General features: G+C 67.4%; 13 protein-coding genes and 1 pseudogene. 6 read left to right on the top strand and 8 right to left on the bottom strand.

What is annotated here, in order from left to right; all coding sequences use genetic code 11:
- Positions 1-103 precede the first annotated feature (103 nt).
- A complete protein-coding gene (locus tag ACFV88_RS22150; protein ID WP_385493439.1) occupies positions 104-1,558 on the bottom strand; it encodes a hypothetical protein in 1,455 nt (484 codons plus the stop codon).
- A gap of 626 nt (positions 1,559-2,184) precedes the next feature.
- Here ACFV88_RS22150 and ACFV88_RS22145 point away from each other — a divergent pair.
- Genes ACFV88_RS22145 through ACFV88_RS22135 form a run of 3 tightly spaced genes read left to right on the top strand, consistent with a single transcriptional unit; the run spans position 2,185 to position 6,186 of the window.
- Positions 2,185-3,129 (top strand): tyrosine-type recombinase/integrase, encoded by a 945-nt coding sequence (locus ACFV88_RS22145; protein WP_385493438.1) that lies wholly within the window; start codon positions 2,185-2,187, stop codon positions 3,127-3,129.
- Positions 3,126-5,585: a tyrosine-type recombinase/integrase gene (locus ACFV88_RS22140; RefSeq protein ID WP_385493437.1), complete on the top strand. Its 2,460-nt coding sequence runs from the start codon at positions 3,126-3,128 to the stop codon at positions 5,583-5,585. The genes ACFV88_RS22145 and ACFV88_RS22140 overlap by 4 nt, the downstream gene beginning before the upstream one ends.
- A 28-nt stretch (positions 5,586-5,613) precedes the next feature.
- Complete coding sequence (locus ACFV88_RS22135; protein WP_385493436.1) at positions 5,614-6,186, top strand: DUF6262 family protein; 573 nt, start codon at positions 5,614-5,616, stop codon at positions 6,184-6,186.
- Between the two features lie 494 nt (positions 6,187-6,680).
- Here the strand turns inward: ACFV88_RS22135 and ACFV88_RS22130 are convergent, their stop codons facing one another.
- The 3 genes and pseudogenes from ACFV88_RS22130 to ACFV88_RS22120 all read right to left on the bottom strand — a co-directional run bounded on the left by ACFV88_RS22130 (position 6,681) and on the right by ACFV88_RS22120 (position 9,966).
- On the bottom strand, positions 6,681-8,774 hold the full coding sequence (locus ACFV88_RS22130) for a tetratricopeptide repeat protein (protein WP_385493451.1): 2,094 nt from the start codon (positions 8,772-8,774) through the stop codon (positions 6,681-6,683).
- 324 nt (positions 8,775-9,098) lie between these two features.
- Positions 9,099-9,644: pseudogene (locus tag ACFV88_RS22125) on the bottom strand (trypsin-like serine protease); the annotation flags it as partial.
- Between the two features lies 1 nt (position 9,645).
- The gene (locus tag ACFV88_RS22120; protein WP_385493435.1) at positions 9,646-9,966 is read right to left on the bottom strand and encodes a trypco2 family protein; all 321 of its coding nucleotides are present in this window, start codon (positions 9,964-9,966) and stop codon (positions 9,646-9,648) included.
- A 96-nt stretch (positions 9,967-10,062) separates the two neighbouring features.
- Here ACFV88_RS22120 and ACFV88_RS22115 point away from each other — a divergent pair, with 96 nt between their 5' ends.
- Together ACFV88_RS22115 and ACFV88_RS22110 are read left to right on the top strand one after the other, a co-directional pair.
- Entirely contained in the window at positions 10,063-10,737 is a 675-nt protein-coding gene (locus ACFV88_RS22115) for a hypothetical protein (protein ID WP_385493433.1), read from the top strand.
- Between the two features lie 219 nt (positions 10,738-10,956).
- Positions 10,957-11,307 carry a hypothetical protein gene (locus tag ACFV88_RS22110; RefSeq protein WP_385493432.1) on the top strand — a complete coding sequence of 117 codons (351 nt, stop codon included), beginning with the start codon at positions 10,957-10,959 and terminating at the stop codon, positions 11,305-11,307.
- Between the two features lie 194 nt (positions 11,308-11,501).
- On the opposite strand, the gene ACFV88_RS22105 is transcribed toward ACFV88_RS22110, so the two are convergent.
- The 4 genes from ACFV88_RS22105 to ACFV88_RS22090 form a co-directional block, all read right to left on the bottom strand.
- Entirely contained in the window at positions 11,502-11,687 is a 186-nt protein-coding gene (locus tag ACFV88_RS22105) for a hypothetical protein (protein ID WP_385493431.1), read from the bottom strand.
- Positions 11,688-12,001: 314 nt separating this feature from the next.
- Positions 12,002-12,325 carry a hypothetical protein gene (locus ACFV88_RS22100; protein WP_385493430.1) on the bottom strand — a complete coding sequence of 108 codons (324 nt, stop codon included), beginning with the start codon at positions 12,323-12,325 and terminating at the stop codon, positions 12,002-12,004.
- A 31-nt stretch (positions 12,326-12,356) separates the two neighbouring features.
- Positions 12,357-13,223, bottom strand: coding sequence for a helix-turn-helix domain-containing protein (locus ACFV88_RS22095; RefSeq protein WP_385493429.1), 867 nt, complete (start codon positions 13,221-13,223; stop codon positions 12,357-12,359).
- Positions 13,224-14,075: 852 nt separating this feature from the next.
- Positions 14,076-17,420: a GH92 family glycosyl hydrolase gene (locus ACFV88_RS22090; protein WP_385493428.1), complete on the bottom strand. Its 3,345-nt coding sequence runs from the start codon at positions 17,418-17,420 to the stop codon at positions 14,076-14,078.
- Positions 17,421-17,920: 500 nt separating this feature from the next.
- Between ACFV88_RS22090 and ngcE the strand changes: the two genes are divergently transcribed.
- Complete coding sequence (ngcE, locus tag ACFV88_RS22085; RefSeq protein WP_385493427.1) at positions 17,921-19,369, top strand: N-acetylglucosamine/diacetylchitobiose ABC transporter substrate-binding protein; 1,449 nt, start codon at positions 17,921-17,923, stop codon at positions 19,367-19,369.
- The last annotated feature ends 40 nt before the right edge of the window (positions 19,370-19,409 follow it).

Genomic DNA, 19,409 nt, shown 5'->3' with positions numbered 1-19,409 from the left:
GACACACATGACGGTGATCTTCACGCAAGCGTCAACCATGGAGATCACCACCAGCACATCACAGGATGCGACTGATCAGTTACCCAACACTTTCTTAGGCGGCCTACCGTCCTGCGAGTCGGTAACCGCTGGCCCCGTCCACCGTGCTGGCCAGCAGGAGCCGGGCCGGGGCACCTCCGAAGGCCGCAGAGACGGCCTGGTTGAGGCGCTGAACGTACTTGGGCACCGAGGACGGGGCGACGTAGAGCCTCGCCGCGATCCCCTCGGTCGACATTCCGGCCTCAGGAGCGTCGTACACGACCTTCACCACGTCGAACAGGCGCTCCGACAGCTCACACGCCACGTTCCCTTCGCTGTCGCGTGCCCCCAGGAGGACCGTCCGGCCAGGACCAAGGGCGACATGGACGATGACCATCTCGGCCGATGCTTCGCTTGCCTCCTCGGAGGCGGGGTCGGCAAGGTTCATCCGGGCCAGACGCTGCATCGCTTCCTCGTAGGCCGACACCGTGTAGTACGCGGCCCGAATGGTGGCGCGCTTGCCCGAGGCGCCCGGCTCGTTCCATAGTCCGGCCTCCGGGTCCCACAGACCGTTCATCAACTTCCACGCCTTGGCGAGGCAGGGATCGCGCGGGCTGGCACCGGCCCGGATGGCGGCCTGGGTGCACAGCGCGTACGCCATGTGCACCCAGGCCGTGCCCTGCACGTCCTTGTCATCCTCGACGAACTCCTCCCACCGGTGGTGGTTGTACAACAGCCACTGGCCGGCCTCGACGACCACGTCGGACAGCCGCTTCAGCCGCACCGGGCCGTGCACCCCGCACGCCTCCCGCGGGCCGTCCCGATAGGCGGGCTCCCCGCCGGGCCCTGTTCCCGAGCAGACGGTCGACAGCGCGAGCAGACACAGCGCGGTTTTACTTGGGCTCGGATCGGTGTCGATGTAGGTACGCCACCCCCATGCCCCGCTGGGGCGCCGGTGGTAGAGCAGGCCGTGCACTCCGTGGTCGATCAGCGGTTCGACGCGCTCCAGGAGGCTGCTGGTCTCCACCCCGCCGGGTAAGAGGAGTCCGGGTCCGAAGTTATGGAGAGCATCTCTGAGCTCGGCGAGCCGGTGCACCACCAGGGCGGTCTGGTGTAGCGAGGTGTCGTCGAGTCCGAGGACTTCTGGCCAGCCATGGTCGACCTGATGGTCCTCCAGCCAGCCGACGCACCAGGCTGCGGTCTCCGCGACGCCGTGGTGATGGAAGAAACGAGGGTGGGACAGCAGTCCGGCCAGGCCGAAGGCGATGAACCGGGTGTGCTCGCCACGGCCGCCTTTTGGCCGTGGCCGCGAGTGCTCCGGGATGGCGCTGGTGAGGAAGTCGAGCCCCTGGCGAACCGGCTGTCCGGCGATGCCGGCGGCCCGCAGAATCGGCAGGACCTCGCTGGTGTTGACGATCGACGAAACTGAGGTCAGGGTGAGGCCCCACCCGCCGTCGTACCCCTGGTTGCGCAGCAGCGTCCGGGCGGCCTCGCCCGCTCTGCTCTCGAACGCCGTGAGCCCGACGTACGCACTCTTCATGATTCGCCTCCGCCCCCGACCAACCCGTACTGCCGGTCGGACCGTACCCAACTCGCCTACGCTAGAAGCGCGTTCGGGGTCGAGATGCTACCTGCGGTGCATGGTCATGAAGCCGTTAGTGTTCCAGCATGCCCAGGATGTGTGGCCCGAGGGCCAGACCCTGCTCCACGCGTATCTCACCCCACACGAGCAGGACCGCGAGCTGGAGGTCGCTCGTCGCCCGGGGGCGGGCAGTCCTGCGGGAGTTTCCGATCACCTGCGTGGAGGAGTGCTGGCTTCACATCAAGAGCGTTATCTCCAGGATGATCTTCCTCTCTGGGACGTCTGGTCTCAGGGGGAACGCCGTACATCCTGAAGGGTATCCAGCAGTTGATAGGCATGTCTGTTACGTCTGGTCAGATAGAGCGGAGGTTCCGGAGCGAGAAGGCGGTATCTCCCACTACAGGCAAGGTCGCCTGGGTGATCGTCGACACCGGGACGTACGAGTTGCATCCCGAAGGCACGACGTTCGCCGCGTCACTTCGCTGCCGCGGGCTGTCCTCGAACACAGAGCGGAACTACACCGGCAGGACCGCTCTCTACCTCTCGTACGCCGCAGCTGTGGCACCGCGTGGCAGAACCCCACGATGAACCAGATCAGCGGCTTTCTGCACTGGCTTGTCGATGTGCCGCTGCCGGCCCGCGGCCGAAGGGAACCACTGGAGCCGCGGTTCCGGAAGAAGCGGTCGGCGAACGCCGTGGTGACCACGACGTGTGAGTTTCTGCGCTTCGGTGTCCGGCAGGAATGGGTCCCCGTCGACGTCGGGATGCAGCTGTCCAACGAGAAGCACCTCGTGTATCTGCCGCGCGGGTACCAGGCCGGGGAGGACGGGCAGTTCCGCACGATCCAGGCGTCGGAGCTCAAGTTCACGGTGTCCGACGAGGGGATTGCGTGGTTGCCCCCGGACGAAGTCGACCGAGTGGTGCTCGGCACGACCCGCGCCCGGGACCGCTTCCTCGTCGGTCTGCTCTGGGTGACCGGCATGCGCATCGGCGAGGCTCTTGGGCTGCGCCGCGAGGACATGCACCTGCTGTCCAATTCCCGAACGCTGGGCTGCTCCATAGCGGGCCCGCACGTTCATGTGCGTCGCAGGATCAACACCAATGGCGCGCTTGCGAAGTCGCCGGTGTCCAGGGCAATTCCGGTGACCGAGCTGGCAGTCGGCCTGTACGTCGACTATGTCCATGAACGCGATGACGTCGCGGTGCTCTCCCCGGAGGCATGGACGAGCGACATGGTCTTCGTGAGCCTCTTCCGTGGGTCTATCGGCCGTGCCATGACGTACTCGGCTGTGAAGGACATGTTCGACCGGCTGGCGTGCCGGGTCGGCCTGGTCGTCCGTCCGCACATGCTGCGGCACAGCGCCGCGACCGAGTGGATCCGCTCCGGCGAGCCGCGCGATGTCGTCTCCGCGCTGCTCGGACACCAGTCGCCGTCCTCCCTCGCTCTCTACCTCCACATCACCGACGGGGAGATGAGGACCGCGGTCGAGAACGTAGCGGCCCGGCGAGAACTGGCGGGTGTCCGATGAGCCTCGCATCGACCACGCTCGTCCACGAGCTCCCCGTCCCGGTCGACTCGGCCGCGTGGGAGACCTGGCTGGTCAACAATCTCGTGGCCGCCTGGCGGCCCAACGAGTGGAACCCTGAAGCACTGTTGTTCACCGGGGACTTCACCAACCCGCTCACCTGGGTGTTCCCGTGCAAGGTGGCGGAATGCAGTCGACCGTCCCTGACCAAGGGCGGCGCCTGCCCCAGCTGCACCGCACGGATGCGGCGCGAGGGGCTGATCGCCGACCAACTCGTCATCGCTCCCAGTGCTGGCCGCGACCGGGCCACCGGAACCGAGCGCCAGTGCTCGGTATCCCGACGTGGTGTCCGCTGCGGTCGTGAGGACGAAGCCGGGGGGCTGTGCGCGTCGCACAGGGAGAAGTGGACTCGTCACCGGCGTGACCGTCCAGACGCGGATCGGGAGCAGTGGGCGACCGTGATTGCCGAGCCCATGGCGGCCCGGCCCGGATGCCTGGTCACCGGGTGCGACGACCAGGTGGCCTCGGGGAAGAGCCTGTTGTGCCGGTATCACGGAGGACGTCGGCGGGAGGCGATCCGGCGCGGAACGGTCCGAGCAGAGGCGGAGTGGGCGGAGCGGGACACCCCGTGGATGGCGCCGCACCAGTTCTCGCTCGCTCCTCTGGCACCGCTGGCCCGCCTCGAATTCCTTTACGCACTGCAGAGGCGAGAGGCACGCGGCGCAAAGATCGCGCCGGGGACCGTGCGGCAGACGATTGATCTGCTGATGGACGAGGGCAGCCTGGCCGCGGTCGATCCGGACCGTTTCCCGGCGGGTGGCACGAATCGGCTCTACACCGCGCACGAGCTGATCCGCTGGGTGCACGCCGGGTACAGCGAGTTCCGCGGGGTCGACCCGGCTCAGCAGGACACGATTGACCTGCGGACGCTTGGCCTGTCGTCGACCAAGACGCGCTCGGGATGGCGGACCCGCAGTGGCACCGCCTCCCTGGCGGAGATTCAACAGGGCGGGCTGCGGAGCCTGTTGATCAGCTGGGCCCGTCTGACGCAGCCGGACTCGGAGGAGTTCGCGGCGACGCGGAAGGCGTGCATCGTGGCGTCGACTGCCCCGTCACTGCGCCCTGGCGGCGGACATGATCCGGCGGCGTTGCGGCTGGTCGATATGGACGCTGTGGTCGATGCCTGCGCGGTCGCCACCCAGCAGGACGGGTCGTTGTACGCGTATGCGACCCGCAAACAGCGCAAGCGGAAGTTCGGCGACCTGCTGGAGTTCGCCCGGCGCGAGGGCCTGCTGCCCGAGCTGTCGCCGAAGTTCGCGGTGCAGTCCTATCACCGTATCCCGGTCATGGAGGAGCAGGAGGAGGACGAGGCCGGCAAGGCCATCCCGGAATACGTGATCCGGCAGCTCGACGGACAGCTCGGCTCGATCGGGCGCGACCGCGTGTACGGGCCGCTGAGTGCGGAGGACACTCACTGGCTGATGCAGACCGCGTACGTGGTCTGCAGGGACACCGGCCGCCGTCCGCGCGAGTTTTGCGGGCTCGCGCTGGACTGCCTGCGTCATGAGGACGGCGAGTACACGCTGATCTGGGACAACTTCAAGGGCAAGCGCCTCAAGCGGTACCTGCCGATTGAGAGGGTCACGGCCGAGGCGATCCTGGCGTGGAAGCGCCGGCGGCTTGAGCTGTCCTTCCCCGAGCACACCGAGGGCTACCTGTTCCCGGCGATCGGCGAGGTTGCGAAGTCACCGCACCTGAGCAGCCACGAGTTCGGCCAGGTGCTGCGGGCGTGGGTGGATGGCCTGGACAAGATCGATTCCGACGCACCCGGCGAAGACGGCTCGCCGTTTCCCTTCGACCGGTCGAAGATCTTCGCGTACGCCTTCCGCTCGTCTTACGCGCAGCGGCATGCGGACGCGGGGACCCCGCTCGACGTCCTCATGGCTTTGATGGATCACCGAAATGCCTCCACCACGATGGGGTACTACCGCGTCACGATCAAGCGGAAGCGGCAGGCGGTGGAGACGCTGCGGCTCCACGCCGTTGACCGCCACGGCAACACGGCGCCGTTCCCCTCGGGCGTCTCTTACGAGCAGAAGTCGGTCGCGGTTCCCTTCGGCGGTTGCACCGAGCCGTCGAACGTGAAGGCCGGCGGGCAGAAGTGCCCGATCCGCTTTCAGTGCGCAGGCTGTGGATTCTACCGGCCTGACCCGTCGTACCTGCCCGCCATCGAGGATCACGTACGAGAGCTGAAGGCGGACCGCGAGATGGCGGAGGCCATGGGAGTCGACGACTTCGTGATCTGTAACCTGTCTGACCAGGTCACCGCCTTCCAGGGCGTGATCGAGCGGATGAACCAACGTATGGGCGACCTTCCCGAGGAGATCCGGGCCGAGATCCAGGAAGCGAGCCGCGTGCTCCGTAAGGTGCGCGCGACGGACGGACTCTGCTGCCGTTGACCGTGGTGAACCGACAGGAGACGAGTGGATGAGCGGCCGGGGGAAGTCGGCGCACGTCCTGGTGGAGGCGCGGCGCCTCGACAGCACCCGCAAACGCGCCCGGGCCCTGACGGTGGTGGACCAGATGGTGGCCGCCGGGGAGCCCGTGACGTTCGCCGAGGTCCGTCGGCGCGCGAAGGTCTCCAACTGGCTGGTCTACGCGGACGGTGTCCGCGAGCACATCGACAAGGCCCGCACGCAGCAGATCCTGAAGCCTGCGCACGATCGGGCGGCCGGTCTCTCCGTGAGCGCCATCAGCCTGAAGACTGACCTTGAACTGGCGCGGGCCGAGGCCCGCGCACTGCGTCAGGAACGCGACCAGCTCAAGGCGGCACTGCAGCGCAGCCTCGGCCATCAGCTCGACCAGCTCGGCAACGCGGACCTGGTAGCGCGAATCGACGAGCTGACCGTGGCCGCGCAGCGGCTGACCGGCGAGCGGGATGAGGCACGAGCGGAGACCTCCGCACTCCAGCTCCAAGTTGCGGCGCTGGAGGACGACCTCGCGGCTTCCAGGACGAGCCTGCGCCGGATGATCCGGGAGGGCAACCTGCCGCCTCAGTGACCCACGCGAAGCGGGCCGGGACGCCCTCGGCGTGCCGGCCCGCTCGCTACGCGCCGCCGAGCGGGATGGTGGCGAGCCGCTCCCAGGTGATCGTCTTGGTGGTGCTGTCCGCGGTGACGTCGACCAGCTGCACATCTGTGACATGCAGGGGCGCGTGGCTGGGTCGGACTCGGCGCAGGATGCGCCGGGCATCGTCGGAGGACGCTTCCTCGCGTGACGGTAGCGTCGGATACCTGAACCCTCGGAATGCCGTCGGCGTCGTGTCTGAGCAGTGTGATGCAGCGTCAGCTTCTGCGCAGGACTTCCTGGGGTTGGTGTCCGCTGGACCCTCCACATCTGCACCGGGCTGTCCACCTCCCCGAATGTCGACAGCGGACCCCATCGTGAAAGCGCACGCCGACGCGTTACTCAGCAGCTCCGGCGCAGCCAGCATTGTGCTCGCCGATCTGCGCGACTCACGGCCATCGTGGACCGCCCCGACGCCCGCGAAGTCATCAGCTTTGACGAGGCGATCGCCCTAGGAAGAGCCTGATCGGCTCGATGCCCTGTTCGCTTGCGCAGTCGTTCCCGAGTGGAGGCTGTTCACTCGAGGAATCGTTCTTGGTGGCAGGGTTTTGAGGCCCCGTTCTGCGATTGCGGCGCTTCCTTGGCTTTTCCTTGCCACCCGCCGCGCGAGCTCGGCCTCCCTGCTCCTCACGCTCCAAGGAGGCGGCGCGCCGGTCCAGCCGGGTCGCCTCAGTAAGCTTGCCTTCCTTGCGAAGAAGTTCTGCCGTATAGCGCATGGCGGCATGTTGTTTCTTGTCAATTCCCCGTTTGAGCCAGATACGCGCCTCATCAACGTGCCCAAGGTCTGCCAGGAGTCTGCCGTAGAAGGGAATTGCACCGTCCAGCCCACTTTCAACAGCCCTGCGAAACCAGATTAAGGCAGTCCCGTAGTCCTCCTGATTGTGATAGGAAACACCGAACAAGAGCATGGCGAAAGAATGGCCCATGTGTGCAGGCACTCGGAGAATCTCTTGCGCAGCCTCGTGATCGCCTTGGGCGAGCTTGTGGCTACCCAGTTCCGTCGCGGCATCGGGATGACCTGCAGCGGCTGCCCGAGCTAACCAAGAAGCCGAAGCCTCTGGGTCCTCTTGACGCAAGCGATCTGACAAAGCGGCCATCGCTTTGACGTCGCCTTCCTCAGCTGCCCGGTTCAGCCAGTACTGGGCAGCCTGCCTGTTGCCCCGCTGATCCTCCAATTCACTGAGGTCCCGCATTGCCTCGACACTGCCGGCCTCAACAGCACGACGAAGCCATGAATGCGCACCAATTAGATCGCCCTGCCGCGTTAGGAGCGATCCGAGGTCGCGCATCGCGTCCTGGTCCCCGGCCTCGGCAGCGGGGAGGAACGCCTCGCGCGCCGCCTCGCCTTGACCATGCATGTCCAACATGAATCCGAGGACCGCCACACCAGCGCGGTGGCTCGTCGCAGCCGCACGCCGTGCCCAGTCCCGGGCTACCTCCGGGCTCCCCTCATTGTGGTGCATGGCGGCAAGGCCGATTAGTGCGTCCACATCCTCCTCAGTCGCCACAGCACGCTGAAAGGCTCTGTCGGCCAGATCGATCCGAGACGCGTTCCATGCCGCAACTCCGATGCGACTGCACTGTTCTCGACTGGATTCGTCGACGAGCAGGCGCCAGACTTCATGCGGGATACTCGCGTCATCGCGCGTATCCCAAGCCTGCTGCAGCAGAAGGTCGGAAGGATGGTAACCGTCAACGTGCCCCATACGCTTCGCCGATGGGTTCAGGGGAGCCGTAGTTCCCCTAACAGAGGTGCAGGCCCATTCCATGGCCGTTGGAAACCAATCTGGCGCCGCCTTGGCGCGCTGTACAGCAGTCAAATAGTGAGGGGCCAGTTGCTCCAGCAGAACTGCCGGGATGGGGTCGCGATGGCCACAGCGCCGGGCATCGATCGCAGACGCGACGATAGCCGCTCCATATACATTGTCGGGATTTTCCCAGTAACGGAGCAGATCCGGTTGTGCGGCGAGCACCTCGGTGAGGTTTCCTGCCCGTTCCTGAGTCAAAGCCTCCTCAATTCGGGGGTCAGTGGCAGCAAGAAACTTAGCGCGATCACGTTCAGTGCGTGTGATATGCGGCGGTAGGTCGAAGCGCTTCGCTAAGTCAAGGACATTGCGGCTGCTCTCGCCAGGCTGCCAACCGGCAACAAGGCCCTGCCCTCCCGAGCGCTGCTCGTTGAAGAAATTTGGCCAAATGGTCCCAATCAAAATCACCGGGTTGTCTGGATCGATGAGCAAGCGTCGGACTGTGACAAAATCCAGCCCACCAGGTCCCAGGTAATTCTGCAGCTCATCAAGCCAGATGACAGTGCGCGCCAAAGGGATATTGGAATCTAGCGTAGACCGCAACTCTTCGGCCGTCGCTGGAAGGAGAAGGCGCCACGTCGGCGCGGCCGTCTTGATTGCTTCGTAAGCAGTCCTCGTCTTGCCGGAGGCGGCCGAACCCACAATTACCGCAAAAACACTCCCGGTAGCATGTGAATGCAGTGTATCGCGCAACTTTCCGTCGATGTCGCGTGTCACGTACGACGGGAGCTCTGCGGATAGCCCATGCATAGGGTGGTCAGGCAGAGGGATTGCCGGGTGGATACCCAAGAGTGCACGATCTGTCACCTCGTGCACCAAAGGCAGTTCGCCTCGTGAGCCATATCGTTTTCCCGCCGCTATCTCTGACCCGTGAGGTGCGGCGTCAGCCTCAGTGAATGCTGGCAGGGTGATGTCGGCGAGCTCCGGTGGACCGTCTCCATAACGTTCCAGGCGTGCGACGAATCCAGGATCTGTGATGAAAGCGTGAGCGGGGCAGGCGTGTAGCCGGCGGTTCTCGTACGCGTCGTCGTCATGTACGACAACGCCGACGAGATGCTGATGGCAGAAAACGGCGCTGCCAGAGGCACCTCCCCATGCTTGCTCGCCGCCCACACGCCAGGCCGGGGAAGGGCTCTGGTTCAGAACGTAACGGTCATGGGGAGCAGCACCGCCGGCCAAAGGAGGCAGTGTCCCCTCCAGGTACTCGACGTTGCGTCGGCCATCGGCCTTCACGACCGCTCTAGGGAAACCGAGGGCCCCGTAAGGCAGCGGAGCAGTTCCACCAGGTCGGCCCCAGCGGACTGCGCCAGGCACCTCCACCGGGGTCTCAAGGAGGAGCAGAGCAACATCGCGACCACCGGGGTGGATCCAGCACACCGTCGCCACGCGCCGCTCCCTGGCCCCGTGGTCGGGGCCAGGATGTCCCACGCGAACATCGATCCGGGGCCACGGAATGCCTGTGCTCTTGTCCACGGCAGCATGCCGGGCAGTGAGTACTAGCCTTGGTGCGATGAGGTAGCCGGAGCCCAGGCTGTGTTGCTGGTCCGCATCGCCGCTGCGGATATCTGCCAGTCTGCGGGGGTCCAACTCAGTCCTCGTCGTCGTCCCAGGCGCCGGATGCGTTGTGGCTGATCTCGGGGTTGGTGCCGCCCGTTGCTCGATCCTTCACATGCAACTTCAAGGTCAACTTATGCGTGCGGGCCGAGGAATGAGACCCGCCCGCGCTTACGGTAGCCACCCCAAACTGCAGCTTCCCGTCCCCCTTGCCCTCGTCGCGCAGCTCTAGGAGCAGCTCCAGCTGAGCTTCCTCGATCTGGAAGGCAAACTGCTGTCGAGCCCCTTGGTCCTGGGCCTTGTACAGCTCCTGTCGCAGTTCCTCGATCGCTGCAGCCAATCCGGTCGTCGCCACCTCTGGCCGTCCCCCTCAGTCGCTGTCTTGACCCGAAAACGCTAGAGGCAGCAGTGTGCCAACCGCACCGTTGAATTGCCAAAAGCGCTGGATCACATGAGGGTTGAACTTCTCCTGCGCCTACGAGCCGACCGCGCACGCCAGATGGCCGAAGCCGCCGGACGCCCCCTCACAGTGGCAGAAGCCGCCCGGAATCTCGCAGTCCTCGCCCGACGCGCCGGCTGGGAAGAACAGGTGCTGTCGATCGCGCTCAACGCCGCCGACGACCCTGGCCTGCGCGCATCCAGCAGCGGCGCCGCCGAACGCGGCCTGTTGATCCAGTCAGCTGCGTACAGTGCCGCGAGGCTCGGCGACCGAGAGGGGATGCGGGAGCTGACGGACGAGGCAGCCGCAATCGCGAAGGAGCTCGGCGGCACTACCGCGCTGCGCGATCACGGTGGCGGGTTCAGCCCAGCGACCTTCCAACTGCACGGCATTTCTGCCGAGTTCTCCACGGGCGACCCCTCGGCGGCCCTGGCTGCAGCCCGTGCGTTGCCGCCGCAGAGCCTGCCCAGCGTGGAGCGGCGGGCGCGGTACTACACCGACGTGGCAGCCGCCCTTGCCCAACGCGGACGTCGGGACGAATGCGTGCGCGCGCTGCTCGCCGCCGAGCACCAGGCACCCCAGGAGACCCACTCCCGCCCTGTGGTGAGGTACCTCATCTCCGGACTGCTGCTGCCCGGCCGCACCACGCCCGAGCTCCGCGCTCTCGCCGCCCGCGCCCTCCCGTAGCGGGGCTGTGGGCCGCTGATGCAGTGGTGGAGTTCGGGCGGCGCAGAGTTGGGCCTCGCTGTGCTCGGAGCTGGCCCTCCATCCCGTCCCGGTGGCTGGAACGTCGCACGTCGGGGTAGGGCGCTGGAGCCGCTCGGGTAAGCCTTCCGCATAGCTGACAAAGGAAGCGGGGAGTACGGCGATACGCTTAATTGGCCTTGTTGAACTTAGAGTTGAGTCATGAGCGAAACCATCATGGGCGTGACGATCAGCCCCTGGACCGTACGCTACGTCCCCTACCAGGCGATCGTGGACCGTGTCGTCGGCGACGCTGGACCGATGGCGACGAGGGCACTGCCGCGTGTGCCGGGGCTCCGGCTGCTCTTCGACGAGTCGGACGCCAAGAACCCGATTCAGGAGGTCAACGATCTCGGTCGCCGAGTAGCTGAGCACTTCGGGCTCCCCTACTCGGCGGAGGTGCGCGGGCTGCTGGGCTTCTACATGGCAGACGCCGAAGGTGCTCCCGTGGGCATGCCGCAGCCTGTGCGGGATCGGATTCAGGAGACCGCCGACCGTCTCCGCGGCATGTAGCCGTCCGTGCTCTGGCATCCAACTCCGGGCGTTATCAGTGGGGTTCCCCATGATGGTCGGATGCCCCTGCGAGGGCCAGGAGATCGTTTGTCGGCGGCCTCCAGGAATCGCTGTAATCGTCACCGCGCGCCGTAGGTTGCCACTGCTGGCCACAGTCATGCGGGGAACTGGTGGTGCATGCCTGGGAGTTCGACCTAATCGGTCCCAGCTTCGAGATCGCGCGCCCAGTTGGGAGGTAGGCCCTTCTGCAGGTAGCGCAGCGCCATCGGCGCCAGCCTCTGGTAGTCCTCGCTCCAGACTGGCGCGAGTTCCGCCATCATCAGCAGCAGACCTTTCTTCTCGACCGAGCCCTTCAGCGCTGGCAGCTCCTCAGGTAACACGAGAAGAATCCCGTACCCCGCTGGGTGCTTCGCGGTTCGGGCCCAGAACAACGGCCAAACGAGTCGATCGCGAAGGACTCGCCCGTGGTCTACGGGCGAGTCCTTCCGCTCCGCAATCTGCGCCGCCAGAAGCTCTCGCGCAGTACCTGCTGAGCGCCGCGAACCCCCATTCAGAAGTCGCGCGATCGCCTCGCCGTCGGGGCACCGTACGGGCGGGACACGCAGCATGAGTGCTCCTTCGTCGCGTAGGCATCCGCCAAGGCCGGCCGCGCCGAGGCTGCGGCTCCACAGCAGGTGCCCGTGTGGCCACATGCCTAACATGCCAGACGCCATGTGACCCGCTTCACCTGGGATTCTTTGCTCGACCTATTGATAAAGAGCGTGATGTGGAACGATGCGTGATCGACGTGGTGGAGCGGGTCGCCTGAGGTCGCGGCGCGAACGCCCCCGAGCAGTTGGGCCAGTTCGGAGTTCCGGTCGAGGTCCACGGTGCGTTTCCCAACTCCGACCGTGACCCGCTCGTAGCGGCCTTCCTCGCCGAGCTCCACCGCAGACGCCTCACGCTCCTCGAGGCCGCACAAGGCTCCAACCCGCCCTCGCCCGAGCGACCGCAGGGCCTGGCTGCCGAGCTGTTCCACCCGATCACCGCGAACACCCGAACCGGCGGGTTCACGCTGCGGCGCTGGGTGAGCGTGAACGCGAGAGGAGCGTGGCACTCTGTGCTGCCGGTGTCGAGTGCCGCTCCTGCGGCCCTTCATCTGTCCGGTGTGGCGCTCCGCGTGCATGACGTGTACTGGCCTGAGAGGCTGCCTGGCGCAGGATGGCGACGATCAGGTCGATTTGCGCCCGTGACAGAGGAGGCGCACCCTCGGCCTTGGCGGCTCCCGCCTTCCGGAGGTCCTCGAGTACGGCCGGAGAGGTTGGGCGGCGAGGCCATCGTGGTCGCGAGGCGCTCTGACTATTGGCGTGTTCCACGCTCACGGTCGTGCGTTGAACTGACCGTGGTGCCTCGCTGCTGTTCTCGGCTGTGTCGACTGCTGCAGATGATGAACCCGACGGTTGCCCCCTTTCAACCTGGTCCATCTGCCGCAGGCGCATCGGCGCCTCACGCTGCCAGCTGCGGTACGTGCGCGGATGCTGCTGTTCCTGGGCGCGGACCAGGCCATTGCGGGACAGCACCCGGTGAACCGTGGTCCGCGACGGCGCCTGCTCCAGCCCGCGGGCGGACAGCTCGTGGGAGATCCGGCGGGCACCCCATCGGGGATGCAGGCGGCGCAGTTCGCAGATCTCAGCCTCGACCTCGGCGGGCAGGCGCGTGGGACTGTTCCGTGGCCGGCGGGAGCGATCCAGCAGACCGGGCACGCCTTCCTGCTCGAACCGCCGTCGCCAGATGTGCAGGGTTTGGCGCGAGGTGCCGTACCGGGCCGCGACCTCACCGATCGCAGACCCGCCGAGCACTTCGCGGACAGCCCGGTAGCGGTACTCGGCCAACTGCTGTACATCCACGACTCCGACGGAAGCACACCCCTGCCGCATCGGCAGGTGGGGGCAGCGGACGTTCAGCCGAACGTGTCAACCATGTCCAGAGCACAAACGGTCAAGCGTCTCCTGAGATCTCTTACCGGCAACAATCGCCAATGAAGCACGTTGACTTACCCGTGTCGCGCGTTTCGAGGTGCTGCGTTAGCTTTTGGAAAGCTCGGCCAGATGCGCTTCCCATGCCCGAAAGCCATGGTCATTGTGGCGATCTGATGTCAGAATCACTGCCAGAACGCCATCATCCCTCGAAATCCCTCAAAACTACCGCGCAGCGGAAGCACGTCTCAGTACGTGCTGCGGTCGCTGATCCGCAAGTAGTCCACCGAAGAGTGCCGCGCTCCGCCTGGGGGTGCGGCACTCTGTCGTATCCGGCTGCGGTCCTGGGCGGGCGTGCGCTGCTCCTGTGCGGGTGCGTCGTGGTTGCTCGCGCCGTTCCCCGCGCCCCCTTGGGTACGCCCTGGCAGGCGTGCGCCGTCTCGTGCGGTGCGCGGTAGTCGTCCGCGCAGTTCCCCGCGCCCCTTTCGGTACGTCCACCTGCGGGGTGCGCTGTCGCGTCCAGGTGCGCTGTGGTCTCGCGCAGTTCCCCGCGCCCCCTTGGGTACGCCCGGGTGGGCGGGCGGCGTCTTGTGGGGGTACGCCCTGGCGGGCGGGCGGATGTGCGACGGCGAGGCGTGCCCCCTCAGGGGCGCGGGGAACTGCGCGAGACCACAGCGCACCCGCACAGGAACAGCGCACGCCTGCCAGGGCGTACCTGAAGGGGCGCGGGGAACGGCGCGGACGACCACAGCGCACCCGCACAGGGACAGTGCACGCTCACCGGGGCCCACCCAAGGGGCCCCCACGCAGGCGTCAGCCCAGGAGCTCCACCTCCGCCAGGGCGACCTCCCGGTCGAACACCAAGCGGTAGCGCTCGTACACGGCCGGGGAACCCCCCGAGGGAACGGAGAACACCCTCAACTGCCGCCCCCAGGCGAACCCCTCGCCGGCCCGCCGGTCCAGCGTCCGCCACCCCGCCCCCGCAGAGCCCTGGAGGACCCAGCCGCTGGGCGCCCCACCACGATCCGCCGAGGTCAACGTGTACTGCACCGGCCGGCCCCGCCGCACCGTCGGCAACTCGACCGACCTCACCCGCTCCGAGGTCGCCGACGTGTCGTCGAACAACGCCCCCGCGCCCCGCAACAGATCCGAACGGGGCACCGGCCGCCGGTCGTCCCCGGTGAGCGAGGCGGGCGCCGCCCCCGGCCCCGTCCCCCAGGACGAGGGCCGCGGCCCCATCGCGAACTCCACCACCCCGCCCCGGGCCAGCACCTCGTGCGGCAGGGCCGTCGAACGCCAGGGCTTCCCGTTGACGGTGAGACCCTGCACGTACACGTTCCGGGCGCTGTTGCGCGGCGCCCGCACCACCAGCGTGCGGCCGTTGTCCATGCGCACGGTCGCCTCGGTGAACAGCGGCGAGCCCACCGCGTACTCCCCGCCGCCCAGGACCAGCGGATAGAACCCCAGCGCGGAGAACAGGTACCACGCCGACTGCTCGCCGTTGTCCTCGTCCCCGTGGTAGCCCTGCCCGATCGCCGAGCCCGTGTACAGCCGGGCCACCACCTCGCGGACCTTCGCCTGCGTCTTCCAGGGCTGCCCCGCCGCGTCGTACAGGTACGCCACGTGGTGCGCGACCTGGTTCGCGTGCCCGTACTGGCCCATCCGCACGTCCCGGGCCTCGGTCATCTCGTGGATGACCCGACCGTACGACCCGGGGAACCGGGCCGTCTCCGGCGTGGCGAAGTACCGGTCCAGCCGTCCGGCGAGCGCCGCCCGGCCGCCGTACAGGTTGGCCAGTCCCCGGGTGTCGTGCGGTACCGAGAAGGCGTACCCCCAGCCGTTCGTCTCGGTGTAGTCGTGGCCCCACACCCGCGGGTCGTACGCCGACGGGTCCAGCCGCCATCGGCCCCGGGCGTCCCGCCCCTGGAAGAACCCGACCCGTGCGTCGAAGAGGTTCACGTAGTGCCGCGCCCGGTCGAGGAAGTACGTGGCCTCTTCCCGGTACCTGCGCTGCCCCGTGCGCTCGTACAGGGCCCGGGCCATCCGCCCGATGCCGTGGTCGTTCACGAAGCCCTCCACGGCCCAGGAGAGGCCCTCACGGGTCGCCGTGCTCGTGTACCCGAGGAACGGTGAGGTGGCCATGCCCTTGCGGCCCACCCCGGAGGAGGACGGCACCACGGTCGCGTTCTTCAGCGCCGCCTCGTACGCGCGCTCCGCGTCGAAGGGGACGCCCTTCAGGTACGCGTCCGCGAAGGCCACGTCGGAGGAGGTGCCCGTCATCAGGTCCGCGTACCCCGGCGACGACCAGCGCGAGGTCCACCCGCCGTCCCGGTACTGCTGCACGAACCCCTCGACCAGGCGCCCGGCGTGCCCCGGGGTGAGGAACGCGTAGGCGGGCCACGTGGTGCGGTACGTGTCCCAGAAGCCGTTGTTGACGTACACCCTGCCCGGGACGATCCGCGCCCCGGTGCGCACGGGGGTGTCCGGGCGGGGCTGCGGGGAGAACGGCGAGGCGTAGCGGGGGGAGCCGTCCACCGTCTCGAAGCCGGAGTTGGGGTACAGGTACAGCCGGTACAGGTTGGAGTACAGGGTCGTCAACTGTTCCGGGCTCGCCCCCTTCACCCGCACCCGGCCGAGCAGCGCGTCCCACTGCCGCTGGGCCGCCGCCCGCACCGCCTCGAACGGGGTGCCCTCCGGGATCTCCTGGCGCAGGTTGTCCTTCGCCTGCTCCAGCGAGATCAGCGAGGTCGCCAGCCGCAGCGTGACGGTGCGCTCGGGACCCGCGTCGAGGCGGACGTAGCCGGCGACCTCGCCGCCCGCGTCGCTCGTCAGCGGGCCGGCGCGCCGCACCGGCCGGTCGAGGACCCCGTACACGAACAGTCGGGTCGCCCCCGCCGAGAGCCCCGAGCGCACGTCGGAGTACCCGGTGATCTCGCGGCTGTCCGGGCGGAGGGTGAGCCCCGCCCGGTCCGAGACGTTGTCGAACAGCAGGTTCGCGTCCTCGCCGGGGAACGTGAAGCGCAGCGCCGCCGCGTGGTCCGTGGGGGCCATCTCGGCCCGCAGACCGTTCTCGAACGTCACCCCGTAGGAGTGGGGGCGCGCCGTCTCGTTCTCGTGCCGGAACGCCAGGGCCCGTGCCCTGCGCCCGGCGTCGGGGGTGCCGGACGCGGTGGACGGCATGATCTGGAAGGTCTGTCGGTCCCCGATCCACGGGCTCGGCTCATGGCTGGCGCCGAACGCCTGGAGGGTCGGCAGGTTGTCTGCGCCGTTCCCGCGCGCGTAGTCGTACAGCCAGGTCAGCGAGCCGGCGTCGGTGATCGGCGTCCAGAAGTTGAAGCCGTGCGGAACCGCCGTCGCGGGGAAGGTGTTGCCGCGCGAGTAGGCGCGGCTGGAGTGGGTGCCGCGGACCGTGGAGACCAGGTCGGAGGGTCGGGCGTCCCGGTCGGCGTCCCGGTCGCCCGCGGTGCGCAGGACCAGGTCGTCCACCCATCCGCCGAGCTGCCCCGGACCTTTTGGCGCGTCGTAGGCCAGGAGCACCCGGTCGACGGTCCGGCCCCGGGCCACCGCACCGATCCGGGAGACGACGTCGTTCCACTGGTTGACGTACAGCACCTTCGCCGCGCCCTGGCCGTGCGGGCTCAGCGGGAAGCCGTGCTGGTCGCGGGCGCCCAGTCGGCTCAGCAGGGTGCCGTCGGTGAACACGAGGTCCACGGAGACGTGCGTCGCGCGGTAGTCGAGGTCCCCATCGGCCAGCTCCGGGAAGATCCGGTACCCGAGTTCGGTGTCCGGGTCCACCCGGACGTCCACGTCGAAGACCTCGTGACGGGCGTGCGCCCGTCCGTCCGCCCGGTGCGCGCCCCGGTAGTGCAGTGCTCCGGTCCCGGTGAACCCGGCGTGGGTCTTGGCGGTGGGGGAGCGGGTGGGACCGCGGTCGACGGAGGACTCCAGGGTCGCCCCCGAAGCCGGCGACTGCCCGGACGGGTCGGTGCCGTCGGGGTCCGGCCGGTCGGGCGAGGGGTGGCCGGTTTCGAAGGAGGACGCGAACGCGGTGTCGGGCGGGGTGTCGGCCGTGCCCGGTCCGGCGGCCCCCAGGAGCAGCAGGGCCGTGCAGACCGCTACGGCGGTTCGGTGGGTTCCGTGCCGGATTCGACGCCGCATGTGCTCCTCCGCAGCAGGGAGACAACGTTGTCAATTGCGCTGCGCAACGAACAGTAGCGTGGCAAGTGGCCGGTGTCGGCAAGGGTGTTGCCCTTGTGTCGCAGGGCGGACGGAGCTCCCGGGGGGCGTCGCGCGGGCATTTCATCAGGTCATCGGATGCGCGATGGCGAATTCATCCCATGTCGGGCACGAGCGGGGGGTGGTGGCGTACCGCGCTGATATCCGTGAGGTCTCAACTAGGGAAAGACTGACGCTCAAACTCGCATTCGATCTTGCCCGGGTGTCTGCAAGTGGACTATACCTGTGCGCGTCCGCAGCACTTCGAGCCGCGGACCGACCGGGGGGATGGGGGAAGGCGGGACAGCGGCGTCTGGGGGACGCCCGTTCCGCGCATTCCAGCCGATCCCGTGGTTTTGTGTTCGACCCCAGCTTCATCACACCGCGGTGCCGGGGAGGGTCCGGTTCACCGCCTGAGTCCTGGAGAAGGCGAGGACTTGAGCATGGGATCTTCCGCCCAGAACGAGCAGGGTGGCCTTGGCCGCCGCGATCTGATCAAGCGGTCCGCTGCGATCGGCGTGATCGCGGTTCCCACGATGAGTTTCCTGTCCGCTTGCGCGAGTGGCGACAGCGGCGGCGACGAGAAGGTCGCGAAGGGCAAGAAGTCGGCCGAGAACCCGCTGGCCGTCAACGAGAAGGCGCAGCTGGAATTCGTCCTGTTCGACGGTGGCTTCGGCAAGGAGTACGCCGAGGACGCCAACAAGATCTACGAGAAGAAGTTCTCCGGGGCGCCGAAGGTCAAGTTCCTTCCGACCCAGAAGATCCAGTCCACTCTCTCGCCCCGTTTCAACGGGGGCACCCCGCCGGACCTCATCGACAACTCCGGCGCAGAGCAGATGGACATGGGCGTCCTGGTCGGCAAGAAGCAGCTCGCCGACCTGACCCCGCTGCTGGACGCCCCGTCCGTCGACGACCCGAACAAGAAGGTCCGCGACACCCTGCGGCCCGGCATCATCGAGATGGGCCAGTTCGACGGCGACGAGGTCTGGATCCTCTACTACGCCTACACCGTGTACGGCGTCTGGTACTCGCAGAAGGCCCTCGACTCCCTCGACGCGGAGTACCCGAAGACCTGGGACGAGATGCTGGAGGTCTGTAAGAAGGCCAAGAAGAGGGGCATGGCGGGCTGGACGTACGCGGGTAAGCACCCGTACTACATCCCCTTCTCGCTGTACCCGATGATCGCCAAGCGCGGTGGCCGCCAGGTCCTCGACGCGATCGACAACCTCGAGCCCAACGCGTGGAAGCACCCCGCGGTCAAGGAGTGCTTCGAGGCGTACTACGAGCTCTACAAGAAGGGCTACATCCTCAAGGGCACGGCGGGCCTGGACCACATCCAGTCGCAGACCGCGTGGACCGAGGGCAAGGCGCTCTTCATCCCCAACGGCTCGTGGGTCGAGAACGAGGCCGCCAAGACCATGCCGGCCGACTTCAACCTGGCCGTCGCCGCGCCGACCGGCATCGACAGCTCGGACAAGATGCCGTTCGGCACCATGTGGGCGTCCGGCGGTGAGCCCTTCATCGTTCCGAAGCAGGCCAAGAACGCCGAGGGCGGCATGGAGATGCTCCGCATCATGCTGAGCGAGGAGTCCTCCAAGAACTTCACCGGCAAGGTGAAGTCGCTCAGCGCGCTCAACGGCGGCACCGACGGCCTGGACCTGACCCCGGGTCTCACGTCCGGCGTCGCGGCGCTGAAGCTCGCCGGCGACAACGTGGTGAACCCGCGTCTCCAGGACTGGTACGTCCAGCTCCAGAAGGAGCAGATCGGCACCGCCGCGCTCGGTCTGATGATGTCCGGGAAGCTCACCCCGACCGAGACGATCAAGAAGATCCAGGACTTCGCCGACGCGACGGCCAAGGACGACTCGATCAAGCACTACAAGCACCAGTAAGCCATGGGTCACCAGCGGCGGCACCCGCTAGCAGATCGGG

Source organism: Streptomyces sp. NPDC059816, assembly GCF_042732055.1.
In the GTDB taxonomy this organism is placed as follows: Bacteria; Actinomycetota; Actinomycetes; order Streptomycetales; family Streptomycetaceae; genus Streptomyces.
Note: the sequence above shows the minus strand (reverse complement) of the source record. Positions and strands in the feature narration are given on the sequence as shown.

Excerpts from the sequence above, each read along its gene's own strand:
- ACFV88_RS22150 (WP_385493439.1), bottom strand. The coding sequence starts at position 1,558 with ATGAAGAGTGCGTACGTCGGGCTCACGGCGTTCGAGAGCAGAGCGGGC.
- ACFV88_RS22145 (WP_385493438.1), top strand. The coding sequence starts at position 2,185 with ATGAACCAGATCAGCGGCTTTCTGCACTGGCTTGTCGATGTGCCGCTG.
- ACFV88_RS22140 (WP_385493437.1), top strand. The coding sequence starts at position 3,126 with ATGAGCCTCGCATCGACCACGCTCGTCCACGAGCTCCCCGTCCCGGTC.
- ACFV88_RS22135 (WP_385493436.1), top strand. The coding sequence starts at position 5,614 with ATGAGCGGCCGGGGGAAGTCGGCGCACGTCCTGGTGGAGGCGCGGCGC.
- ACFV88_RS22115 (WP_385493433.1), top strand. The coding sequence starts at position 10,063 with ATGAGGGTTGAACTTCTCCTGCGCCTACGAGCCGACCGCGCACGCCAG.
- ACFV88_RS22110 (WP_385493432.1), top strand. The coding sequence starts at position 10,957 with ATGAGCGAAACCATCATGGGCGTGACGATCAGCCCCTGGACCGTACGC.
- ACFV88_RS22095 (WP_385493429.1), bottom strand. The coding sequence starts at position 13,223 with ATGCGGCAGGGGTGTGCTTCCGTCGGAGTCGTGGATGTACAGCAGTTG.
- ACFV88_RS22090 (WP_385493428.1), bottom strand. The coding sequence starts at position 17,420 with ATGCGGCGTCGAATCCGGCACGGAACCCACCGAACCGCCGTAGCGGTC.
- ngcE (WP_385493427.1), top strand. The coding sequence starts at position 17,921 with ATGGGATCTTCCGCCCAGAACGAGCAGGGTGGCCTTGGCCGCCGCGAT.